The sequence below is a fragment of the Coleofasciculus sp. LEGE 07092 genome, assembly GCF_015207375.1.
Taxonomy (GTDB): domain Bacteria; phylum Cyanobacteriota; class Cyanobacteriia; order Cyanobacteriales; family Coleofasciculaceae; genus LEGE-07092.
The window spans coordinates 1-11,170 of the sequence record NZ_JADEWY010000177.1 but is presented as its reverse complement, the minus strand read 5'-3'; the positions used below and the strand labels follow the sequence as shown (position 1 = coordinate 11,170).

The 11,170-nt window shown below is 48.4% G+C and carries 8 protein-coding genes; 3 read left to right on the top strand and 5 right to left on the bottom strand.

The annotated features are described in order from the left end of the window. Positions 1-187 (top strand): hypothetical protein (locus tag IQ257_RS30420; protein WP_228061069.1); only part of this gene is annotated, 187 nt, incomplete at its 5' end. Here the strand turns inward: IQ257_RS30420 and glgB are convergent. From glgB to IQ257_RS27020, 3 genes are all read right to left on the bottom strand, one after another. Continuing rightward, positions 184-2,172: a 1,4-alpha-glucan branching protein GlgB gene (glgB, locus tag IQ257_RS27030; RefSeq protein ID WP_193877259.1), complete on the bottom strand. Its 1,989-nt coding sequence runs from the start codon at positions 2,170-2,172 to the stop codon at positions 184-186. The two genes, IQ257_RS30420 and glgB, sit on opposite strands and share 4 nt — an antisense overlap. A 187-nt stretch (positions 2,173-2,359) precedes the next feature. Further along, the gene (gene treS, locus IQ257_RS27025) at positions 2,360-5,734 is read right to left on the bottom strand and encodes a maltose alpha-D-glucosyltransferase (protein ID WP_193877261.1); all 3,375 of its coding nucleotides are present in this window, start codon (positions 5,732-5,734) and stop codon (positions 2,360-2,362) included. Positions 5,735-5,864: 130 nt separating this feature from the next. After that, positions 5,865-7,820, bottom strand: a complete 1,956-nt coding sequence (locus IQ257_RS27020) for an alpha-1,4-glucan--maltose-1-phosphate maltosyltransferase (protein WP_193933366.1) — start codon at positions 7,818-7,820, stop codon at positions 5,865-5,867. Positions 7,821-8,138: 318 nt separating this feature from the next. Here IQ257_RS27020 and IQ257_RS27015 point away from each other — a divergent pair, with 318 nt between their 5' ends. Continuing rightward, a complete protein-coding gene (locus IQ257_RS27015) occupies positions 8,139-8,375 on the top strand; it encodes a helix-turn-helix domain-containing protein (RefSeq protein ID WP_228061068.1) in 237 nt (78 codons plus the stop codon). 43 nt (positions 8,376-8,418) lie between these two features. On the opposite strand, the gene IQ257_RS27010 is transcribed toward IQ257_RS27015, so the two are convergent. After that, the gene (locus IQ257_RS27010; protein WP_193877263.1) at positions 8,419-9,834 is read right to left on the bottom strand and encodes an FAD-dependent oxidoreductase; all 1,416 of its coding nucleotides are present in this window, start codon (positions 9,832-9,834) and stop codon (positions 8,419-8,421) included. Between the two features lie 205 nt (positions 9,835-10,039). Between IQ257_RS27010 and IQ257_RS27005 the strand changes: the two genes are divergently transcribed. After that, a complete protein-coding gene (locus IQ257_RS27005) occupies positions 10,040-10,342 on the top strand; it encodes a hypothetical protein (protein ID WP_193877265.1) in 303 nt (100 codons plus the stop codon). Between the two features lie 54 nt (positions 10,343-10,396). Here IQ257_RS27005 and IQ257_RS27000 read toward each other — a convergent pair. Next, on the bottom strand, positions 10,397-11,170 hold a 774-nt coding region (locus IQ257_RS27000; RefSeq protein WP_265586117.1), incomplete at its 5' end, for an MATE family efflux transporter.

Here is an 11,170-nt window from a genome sequence, read left to right as displayed (position 1 = left end):
GATGGGGGGACAAGGAGACTCTGGAAGTGTTAAGGAACTCCAAAAAATAAATTATCCCGTAGGACAGGCATCTTGCCTGTCATCTTGCTGTCAATGGCAGGCTCTTCTCCCCCGCACCCGTTCGACTGACGCTCACGGCAAGCCCTGCACCTCTGCACCTCTGCTCCCCCGCTCCCCTGCTCCCTAACCTAGCCCCTTAAAAAAGACTACAGCCAAAGGGGGTAAGGTAATATTTATCGAATAGGGGCGTCCGTGATAAGCCCACTCTTCTGCTTGCACTCCACCCAAGTTACCTAAACCACTGCCACCGTATTCTCCAGCATCACTATTCAGAAGTTCCTGCCAAAAGCCACCTGCCGGAACGCCAACTCGGTAGTTGAAACGAGGTAGGGGCGTAAAGTTGCAAACGACTAATATTGTTCCTTCCGGGTTGGGGTTCCAGTTTTCCGGTTCGATGCGGCTTTCCATCACCTCACCCTTGACCCCTGACACTTGGATGCTACCTTTACGAATTAAGCTGATTGTACTGTTTTGGGTATCGTTACAGTCAATCCAGTCGAACCCCTTCGGGTCGAAGTCGAGTTCGTGCAATGCTAGTTCTTCGCGGTAAACTCGATTTAGGTCAGCCACCCAGTTTTGCAACCCGGCATGGAGGGGAGACTCTAACAGATGCCAATCTAAACTGTCATCGTGTTTCCATTCTGACCATTGACCAAACTCACAGCCCATAAACATCAGCTTTTTGGCGGGTTGGGCGTACATATAGCCAAAGAGCGATCGCAAATTGGCAAATTTCTGCCAATAATCCCCCGGCATTTTACCAATCAGCGAACCCTTGCCATGCACCACTTCATCATGGGAAAGGGGCAGGAGAAAGTTTTCATTGAATGCATAAAGCATCCGAAATGTCAACTTATTGTGATGAAACTTACGGTGAATGGGGTCGTGGCTCATGTAGTCGAGGGTGTCGTGCATCCAGCCCATGTCCCACTTCATACCGAAGCCCAAGCCACCCACATAAGTAGGACGAGACACCATCGACCACGATGTAGACTCTTCAGCAATGGTTGTGACATCCGGGAAGCGCTCATAAACAGCAGTATTGAAACGGCGTAAAAATGCGATCGCTTCTAAATTCTCATTGCTACCGAATTGATTCGGTATCCATTCCCCCTGCTTACGGGAATAATCCAGGTAGAGCATAGATGCCACCGCATCCACCCGCAACCCATCAATGTGGCACTTCTCCAACCAGAAGAACGCACTGCTGATTATAAAACTGCTGACTTCATGGCGTCCGTAGTTAAAAATCGAACTACCCCAATCTGGATGATACCCCTGACGTGGGTCAGAATGTTCGTAGAGGTGCGTTCCGTCAAAATACGAAAGTCCGTGCTGATCAACGGGGAAGTGAGACGGCACCCAATCCAAAATGATACCGATATCGTGCTGGTGCAGGTAGTCCACCAGATACATAAAGTCTTGCAGCGTCCCATAGCGGCTGGTGGGAGCAAAGAATCCTGTAGTTTGATAGCCCCAGGAACCAAAGAAGGGATGCTCAGTGATAGGGAGAAGTTCAACATGAGTGAACCCCATCCGCTGGATATATTCAGCCAGCTTGGGTGCCAGTTCCCGATAGGACAGAGAACGATTGCCATCCTCAGAAACCCGCATCCAAGAACCAGTATGCACTTCATAGATGGAAATAGCAGTATCTAAAGCATTATGCTTGTAACGCTTCTCCATCCATTCGCTGTCATTCCAGGTATACTCACTATCCCAAACCACCGAAGCAGTTTTGGGCGGTACTTCATAGTTAAGCGCTACCGGGTCAGCTTTCTCCACCTCATAGCCGTTATGGTAAGAGGTGATGTGATACTTGTAGACAGTGCCTTTGGTAACATCGGCAATGAACCCTTCCCAGATACCGGAGTTGCCTCTAACACGCAGGGGATGGCTGTCCTTATTCCACTGGTTAAAGTCTCCTTTCACCGAAACGTGAGCAGCGTTAGGTGCCCAGACAGCAAAGTAGGTTCCTTCTACACCGTCATGCACCATTGAATGAGAGCCTAACTTCTCATACAAGCCGAAGTGAGACCCTTCGTTGAATAAATAAAGGTCATCATCTGTAAATAAAGTGACTTCAGCGTTAACAATTTGAGTCGCTGTCATAAGTCATGCACTCCTTAAGTAAACTTCATCAAAATAAGGGGTTGGTAAGGGGAGACAGGAGTTCGGAGTCAGGAGTAAAACAGACTTTATGTCTAGAAGACTCAGTTGTGTACTTCATCAAGTTGAAAACTACTGTTAAGTAACCCCCTAAAATCGCCTCCCCATCTCCCTCATCACCTCATCTCCCCTATTCATCCAGAGAATTGAGATACCCCATCTGAGGTATAGATTCCAGCAATTGCAAAATCCGTTGAAGTGGGATTTCCACCCAATCTGGACGATTGTTGAGTTCGTAGCCTAGTTCGTAAATCGACTTCTCAAAAAGATAAGCATCCAACAAAACGTGCAATTCTTGATCTGTCTTAGGGATGAAGGAATAACCGGAGGCTGTAGACAGATAGGTTTTGAGGAAGGTGTGACTTACCCAGGAATACCAGAACCCAGCCCATTCCTCCATTACCGAGAGGTTATCCGGTCGGATCATGCCGCTCTCGACTTCTTTTTGCAAACCTAAGGTGACGGCGTAGTGGAACGATTGCAGCATCCCAGCTATATCTCGCAGGGGAGAGCGCTTCATGCGCCGTTCGCTCAAAGGACGAGCGGGTTCGCCTTCATAATCAATAATCAGCAAGTCTTTCCCGGTATAGAGAACTTGCCCCAGATGGTAGTCCCCGTGCGTCCGGGTACGCATGGCGGTAATTTTTTGGTTGACCAAGGCTTTAAAGCGCCCCGTAATTTGCTCTTGGCGGTTCAGGACTGTCTGGGCGACGGGTTGGATGTCCGGTGGCAGCGAGTCTAGCCGCTTTTTCAATAGCAGCAAAACCTGTCCCATCAGGTTGCGCATATACTGATAGACTGATCGCTGATAGAACGTGGAAAATGGCTCTGGGGCAAAATCGGGATTCGTCTCATCTGAGGCTAGAGCAATATGCAGTTGAGCAGTGCGTTTTGCCAAGAGTTGAGCTGTATCCAAGTAGGAAAGCAGCAAGTCGTACCCAAAGGGGCGCGTTTTTTCATCCAGCCAATCGACTGCTGATGGGGATAAGAGTTCGGTTTCCTTCAAGTCTGACCCAGGCAGCACCATCACTTGCTCGAAGTAGTCGCGCAGGGAATCTAAGGTATAAGACCAAGCATTCCGGGTTTCGGGAATAAATTGTTGCAATATTCCCACGGTTATGGTATCAGCTCCCTTGCGGCGGTACTCCAGAGATCCGGCAACTGGGACGAAATGTTCTGAGACTTTTGTCTCGGTTAAGAAACGCCCGATTTCTAGGTCGGGGTTGATGCCTTCTTCTAGTTTGCGGAAGAGTTTGAGAATAAAGCGATTGCCGTAAACTACTGAAGTATTGCTCTGCTCACCTCGCAGTAAATCTGGCTCTAGGTTAATATCCTCACTCAGGAGTTCTGTCAGGGCGCTTGTTGCCATTGCCACCAAGGTTCCTGCCATCCCATCGTAACGGTGCTTGTGCATGATGGCGTCTAATGGGAATGCCAAGAAGTTCTGGTCGCCTACAGCGTCGAACAGCAGCCCAATTTCCTCAGACCCCTTAACTTGGAGATAAGCCACCACCCGCTCGGAATGAATGCTGTTGGGGTCATTACCCAACTCACTTCCTAGACCGTATGCCAGGGGCAGTAGGTAGGTTTCGGGCGTGCCTTCGGTGTATTCCAACCGCAGGAAAATCACGGACGTTTCCATCTGGTTATAGAATACCGGGATAACTTCCACGATTTCAGCCGATTGCACGATCCGCGCCTTACCCCCAAACCAGCGACAGCCATAGAGGTAATTGGGCAGGACAGATTCGAGAGTGGCTTTAAGATCAGGTTGGGAAAAGACCGTCTGCCACTTGCCACTCACTGCCAGGGTTGGGGGCTGGAGTTGAGATTGAGACGTCTCAACTAGGCTGTGTTCCAATTGCAGGGTAAACCAATAGAAGCTGTGGGGAGTGAGGCTGAGGAAGTAGGGTGACTCACCGATGGGGGGGAATTTGGTGCTGCCAAAGATTTCCACAGGCACCATCCCTTGGAAACCGGATAGATCCAGTTCTACTGTTTGCACGAAGCGGGATAAGTTGGTAATGACCAGGATATGTTCACCAGCATAGGTACGGGTGAATGCCAGCACTTTGCGATTATCTGGGTGCAAGAATTCAAAGGTGCCGCGCCCAAATGCCTGGAAACGCTGTCGAGTTGCAATCAAGCGCTTCATCCACCACCACAGGGAATTGGGATTTGCCCGTTGTGCCTCAACGTTGATGGCTTCGTAGTGATATTCTGGGTCAACAATGGGGGGTGCATACAGCCGTTGCGGGTTGGTGCGAGAGAATCCGGCATTGCGATCGCTACTCCACTGCATTGGTGTTCGTACCCCGTTGCGATCGCCTAAATAAATGTTGTCTCCCATACCCAGTTCATCTCCGTAGTAAAGCACGGGAGTACCGGGAAGCGAAAGCAGCAACCCATTCATCAGCTCAATTTGGCGGCGGTTGTTCCCCATCAAAGGAGCCAAACGGCGGCGAATCCCTAAATTAAGTCGCGCTTGGGGGTCTTCTGCATAGACCTTGTACATATAGTCTCGGTCTTCATCGCTGACCATTTCCAAGGTCAACTCATCATGGTTGCGCAAAAATAACGCCCACTGACAGTTATTGGGAATTTGGGGGGTTTGGTTGAGGATATCAATGATGGGGAAATTATCCTCCATTTTCAGCGCCATGAACAGGCGCGGCATCAGGGGAAAATGGAAGTTCATGTGACACTCATCCCCTTGAGCGTAGTAAGCAGCGGCATCTTCTGGCCACTGATTGGCTTCTGCCAAGAGCATCCGATTGGAGAATTTGGAATCAACGTGCGATCGCAACTCTTGTAAAAACCCATGGGTTGCTGATAAGTTCTCGCAGTTCGTTCCCTCTTCCTCATATAGGTAAGGCACGGCGTCCATGCGTAGCCCATCGACTCCCATCTCCAACCAAAAATCTAGAACATCTAATACAGCTTGCCGTACTTCTGGGTTTTCGTAGTTGATATCAGGTTGGTGAGAATAGAAGCGATGCCAGTAATAGGCTTTCGCAACCGGGTCCCACGCCCAGTTAGAATGCTCAAAATCCTGGAAAATAATGCGAGCTTCTTGGTATTTTTCGGGGCTATCGCTCCAGACGTAAAAATCTCGCTCGTTACTTCCCTTTGGCGCTCTACGAGCTCGCTGAAACCACGGGTGCTGGTCGGAGGTGTGGTTGACAATTAATTCGATAATGACTCGAATTCCCCGTTCATGTGCCGCTTCTAATAAGGCTTTGAAGTCTTCTAAATTGCCGAAAATGGAGTTAATCGTGTAGTAGTCGGCAATATCGTAGCCATCATCTTTGAGGGGTGAGGGAAAGAAGGGTAATGTCCAGATGGCTGTAACGCCTAAGTCGCGTAGGTAATCTAGCTTTTTGGTGAGTCCGCGCAAATCGCCAATTCCATCCCCGTTGCTGTCGGCAAAAGCACGAACGGGTACTTCGTAGATAATGGCGTCTTTAAACCAAAGGGGATCGTCTTTTAAGATTGATTTGAGCATTTGTTTTTTCGGTAGTTAGCCCTGGTTGTTTTTGTTGATTTTTTGCATCTTGCACCAGTGTTAAGTTTTTTTTAACGCAGAGGTACGCAGAGGTTTTGGTGCAAGATATGAGGTTACTTGTAATGAGGAATTACTGTCTTACCCAGAAAACATGAGCTGGGATGTTTTGGGGATTGAGTTCGACGTAGTTGTGTCCACCGAACCAAGTAAATGTGTTTTGGCTGAGTAGGTCGTGTACTTGATACTCTCGGTGGGGATCGATGCCGAAGGATTCTAGGGGTAAATCAATAAAGCCGCCTTGTGTCCAGTGGGGGTCAAAGCTGACTACCACAAGAATTACATCCTTTAAATCATCGGTTTGTTTGCTGTAGCAGATTATCTGCTCATTGTCGGTGTGATGAAATCTCAGGCTACTATTACTCTGTAACGCGGGATGTTCTCGACGGGCATAATTGACCCGTGCAACCAAATCCTTGATGCTGTAAGGACTGTTTAAATCCCATTCCCGAATTTGATATTTTTCGGAGTGGAGGTATTCTTCACTTCCGGGTTTCACCGCTCGATTTTCGCACACTTCAAATGCCGGACCATAAATCCCGTAGCTAGCCGTTAAGGTGGCGGCTAACACTAAGCGAATCATACAGCCAGGGCGTCCCCCATGCTGGATAAATTCATGCAAAATATCGGGGGTATTGGGCCAAAAGTTGGGTCGGAAGAACTCATGGACGGGGGTTTGGGTGAGTTCGGTGAGATACTGGGTCATTTCCCACTTACTATTCCGCCAAGTGAAATAGGTGTAGGATTGGGTAAAGCCCAGTTTTGCCAAACGATACATCACCTTGGGACGGGTGAAGGATTCGGAAAGGACAATTAAATCGGGATAGGTTTGTCTGAGGTCAGCAAGAACCCACTCCCAGAAGTTGAATGCCTTCGTATGAGGATTATCTACCCGGAAAATCCGCACGTCTTTTTCCATCCAGAAAACCATGACGCTTTTGAGTTCCTGCCAAAGGTTCTGCCAGTCTGGGGTTTCAAAGTCAATGGGGTAAATATCTTGATATTTTTTCGGTGGGTTTTCCGCGTACTGAATCGTCCCATCGGGACGGCTACGGAACCATTCGGGATGCTCTTTGACATAGGGATGATCCGGGGAGCATTGAAAGGCTAGATCTAAGGCAATCTCAATGCCGTGTTCCTTGGCTTTGGCAACAAACTCCTCGAAGTCTGCCATGGTTCCCAATAGGGGATGGATTGCTTTATGTCCACCTTCAGGACCACCAATGCCCCACGGTACGCCGACATCGTCGGGTTCGGCAACGGTAACGTTATTTCTGCCTTTGCGAAAGGTTGTACCAATGGGGTGAATGGGGGGGAGATAGAGGACATCAAAGCCCATGTTGGCAATGTAGGGCAAGCGGGCTTGAGCATCTTTGAATGTACCGTGTTTTCCGGGTTCGCCACAGGAGCGTGGAAACATTTCGTACCAGGTGCTAAACTGGGCTCGTTCCCGTTCTACGGTAATTTTGAGTGCTTTGTGGTAAGTGCTGGCAAATCGGCGATCGGGGTATTTCGCCATTAATAGTGCCAGTTCTGGTGAGATGGCTTTATCGCCCCGGATAATCGGGGAAACGTCTTCAGAACGCAGTGTTTCTACCCAGGTTTTTAACTGTGCAGCATCATCACCTGTGGCTCGCTGACTAGCTTCCTGGATATAGTTGGCACCAATGAGCAAATCGACTGATATATCCTGCTCGGCTGCCAATTTCTTCACCATGTCCCGTTGCCAGGTTTTAAAATGGTCAACCCAGCCCTGGATGGTGTAGATGTAATTCCCCATCTCAGAAACGGTGAATTCTCCTTGCCAGCGATCGTTAAACGTCGGGAACAGTGGCACCTCAAACCAGCTTTGGGATACTGCTGGACGATACAAAATAACGCCAGAAACCGCGTCATGACTGTCCGAAAACATATCAACTTCGACGCGGACTCGTTCACCAACTGTCCGCTTGATGGCAAAACGACCGCCATCAATTTCAGGCCAGACGCCCTCAATCTGAACTCTTATCCTACCTTCTTGTGGCAGCATCTTAGCTCTTTCCTCTAGTAATTGCCTTTAAAACAGCCGTAGGTGCCCCGTTTTGGCAAGCCTCTCCCCTCTCCGACAGCTTTTAGTTGGGACGGGTTTGGCAAACCATCGGAGTCACTAGGATTTGAAGCTTTTCAATAAACCTTCCGACTGCTACCTTAGTTAACTCAACGAATGAGTGTCAAGGATATAATGCAAAATGTTAATGCATTCGGTTAATGTGATAGGATTTACGACTGATAGATTAGTGGAATAGCTAACTCGATTCATCTGACTTAGGTAAGAATTGTAAAGGGTTTAGCCACCCTGCCCAAACTCATGCCAATTAAATGGCGACTGGCGGCTGTTATGGCAGACCGCGAAGTGGATTACAAAGAATTAGCTCAAAAGACGGGAATGCATCCCGTAACCTTGTCCAAGCTCAAAAACAGTCGGATTATGCCACCGCGCTTGGATCGGACAACGCTAGAAAAACTCTGCAATGCCCTTAATTGCCAGCCTGGAGAACTGTTAAGACACATCCCTGAGGAGGATCAGATATCGAAAAATTCTTGAATTTATCGCTTTCTAGGAGCGATCGCCCTAGCCCTAGCCCTAATTAACTAGTACGAAATGACTTCGACACAACATCAGTATTGCCATGCCCGTTCATTACCTGTCTCAAGACTTGTGCCAAGATACTGGGCTGTAAAAAAGCTGTAGGTGGCTTGAGGAAGTGTATGACTTCTATCAGCACTTTGTAAACCTCGGTACTCTCACCAGAGACTAGCATCACTTGATCGAGATACCAGTGTAATAATCGAGTGATCGAACTGGGTTTACCTCCCTCTGTTGTTGACCAACGGAAATCATCGCCCGTTGCCATCAGCCAGGGTACTGTATTCACTTTAGAGAGTTGTTTCTGAAAGTGTCTTCCCAGACCTGTCAACTCTTGATTAGAACGGCGCTGGAAATGTTGCTTAAGGCATTGATCTAAGGTTAGGGCACCCAAAGCCGCAACGGTCATACCCTGACCATAGACCGGATTAAAAGCACAGACGGCATCACCCACGACCCCAAAGTTTTCTGGGAAGCGAGATAGTTTTTCGTAGTGAAGTAGGCGGTTTTCTGTACGCCGATAGCTGTAGATAGGGGAGATAGGCTGGGCGTCTTTTATCGCCTCATAAACCTCTGGGCTGTGTAAGCTGTGGGCAAAGCCTAGAAAGCCAGCTTCATCGGTGGGGGGATAGTCTCGACCCACACCAATAAGGGCGACTATCCAGCGATTGTTCTCCACTCGATAGATTACACCACCCCTCGGTTTGTGCGGAGCTTTGGGCATTAGGTACAACACCTTGTAATCTAACGGTTCTCTACTCAAGGACTGATACCAGCGACTGGCATAGCCCAAAAACGAGTTAACTGTTGTCTTTTGGGGCGTTTCATACCCTAGACCCTGCAACCACTGGGGCGTTTTAGAATAGCGTCCGCTAGCATCCACAACGAACTGGGCGGGTAATTCGACTTCTGTGCCATCAGACTCTCGTACCCGGACACCTGTAACGGTGGTGTTCCCCTGGTTAGTCAACAAGCCTGTTACCGTCCCCGCCTCTAAAAATTCTATAGAGTTGTAAGTAGCCAGACGCTGGCGAATCCGGGCTTCGATTAGATTTCGGGTACAAGTACGGGTGGTAATCCCAGAGGGAAACCTCGGTCCCCAGCCCCCCAAAAATAGCCACTGGTAGTCTGCCGTCCAATCGACGGATTCTGCACCTATTTCAGCCAATTCTTCCGTCAGTCCAGGGAATAGCTGTTCTAGAATCCGCTGTCCTTGAGTCAGAAGCACATGAAGCTGATGAGACTGGGGAACACCTTGGCGAGGTTCTGGTTTTTCCGGAAAGCGATCGCGTTCAACGATAGTCACTTGGTCGAAGTGGTTTGTCAGTACCCGTGCCGCTAAAAGTCCGGCAATACTGCCGCCGATGACAACAGCCTGTTGTCGTTCCGTGTCGTTAGCTATTTTTAAGTGAGACATTCAAACTTTTCCTTGAAAATTAATTTTCAAAAAAATCATTACTCAACCTCGACGATACTGCATCCCCGGTAACTGAAACATCAACCCCTCTCATTCCAACAGCACCAGCGCACTCGACACCTCCCTCACCAACTTTCCCCCGAACCCCTCCACTGTCCCTATATCCCTAGCTGAAGCCGTCCAAGCCTCTGCTAAAGAACCTTGGTTGCCAATTCCTGAAGAACACCGTCCACTAGCAGTTGATCAACAGGAACAACAACCCCAGTCGTTACTGAATAAATACCGCCGCCTGATTCAGTGGCGCAAGCAACAACCTGCTTTAATTAAAGGGAATCTGACTCTTTTAGATACTGCCGAACCCTTATTAGGGTTTACTCGTAAAAGTGATGAACAACACTTGCTATGTTTGTTTAACTTAAGTCCAACTCCTATCTGTTATGACTTGTCGCCGTATCTCAATTGCCTTGAGATTGAAGGGTTATATTTCACAGTTAGAATGGGGTATTAATTAATGAAATTAATGAGCTGAAGCCATGAGTTTCTATCACGCAAGCGATCGCTATCATTCTTTAGTCCCTATTTCCAGCGTTCTCGGCACCTGCACCCCAAGGGTAAAAACTCGCGCTGCCATAAATAAAGACATCGCCAACCACAATAAATAGCGACTGTGTAACTGCCAAGCAACTACCGCCACTGGCACAAATCCAATCAATGTGGCAGTTAAAGCGGCACCTCGCAAAATTCGCCCCTCTGCCAAACCCAGAAAGTACCCATCCAGCATAAATGCGATCGCACCAAATCCCAAAACAGGCAGCAGCCACATCACATCTATACTAATAGTGTCAATAACTTCTAGGTGGTTAGTCAGTAGTCCAAATAATGGCTGAGGAAAGAGCACAAAAACCAGTGCAAAAATCAATCCCACCGCCAGACTTGCTAATCCAGAGATCTGTAATAGAGGAATTAAGCGATCGCTCTTACCTTGACCCCGAAAGATACCCGCTAAACTCTCCGTCGCAAACGCTAGTCCATCAATCACGTAAAGTGCTAGTAAAAACGCCTGTAATAGTAAAGCATTTTCAGCCAGTACCATTGTCCCCATTGACGAACTCACAATTGTAAAAAGAGAGAACGTAGACACGAAGGCGAAGGTGCGGATAAAGATATCGCCATTGAGGGCAAATGTCGCCTTTAACGCTGACTTTTCCAATATTTTTCCAGCTACCCCTTGTACCTGTTTCCACTGAACCTCTCGACAAACCAAAATTATCCCCACCGCCATCATCAAATACTGACTAACTGCTGTAGCCAAACCTGCCCCCGCACTTTCCCACCC

Bases quoted from the DNA above. Each gene is read 5' to 3' on its own strand.
- glgB (WP_193877259.1), bottom strand. From the start codon at position 2,172: ATGACAGCGACTCAAATTGTTAACGCTGAAGTCACTTTATTTACAGAT.
- IQ257_RS27020 (WP_193933366.1), bottom strand. From the start codon at position 7,820: ATGCTGCCACAAGAAGGTAGGATAAGAGTTCAGATTGAGGGCGTCTGG.
- treS (WP_193877261.1), bottom strand. From the start codon at position 5,734: ATGCTCAAATCAATCTTAAAAGACGATCCCCTTTGGTTTAAAGACGCC.
- IQ257_RS27010 (WP_193877263.1), bottom strand. From the start codon at position 9,834: ATGTCTCACTTAAAAATAGCTAACGACACGGAACGACAACAGGCTGTT.
- IQ257_RS27015 (WP_228061068.1), top strand. From the start codon at position 8,139: ATGCCAATTAAATGGCGACTGGCGGCTGTTATGGCAGACCGCGAAGTG.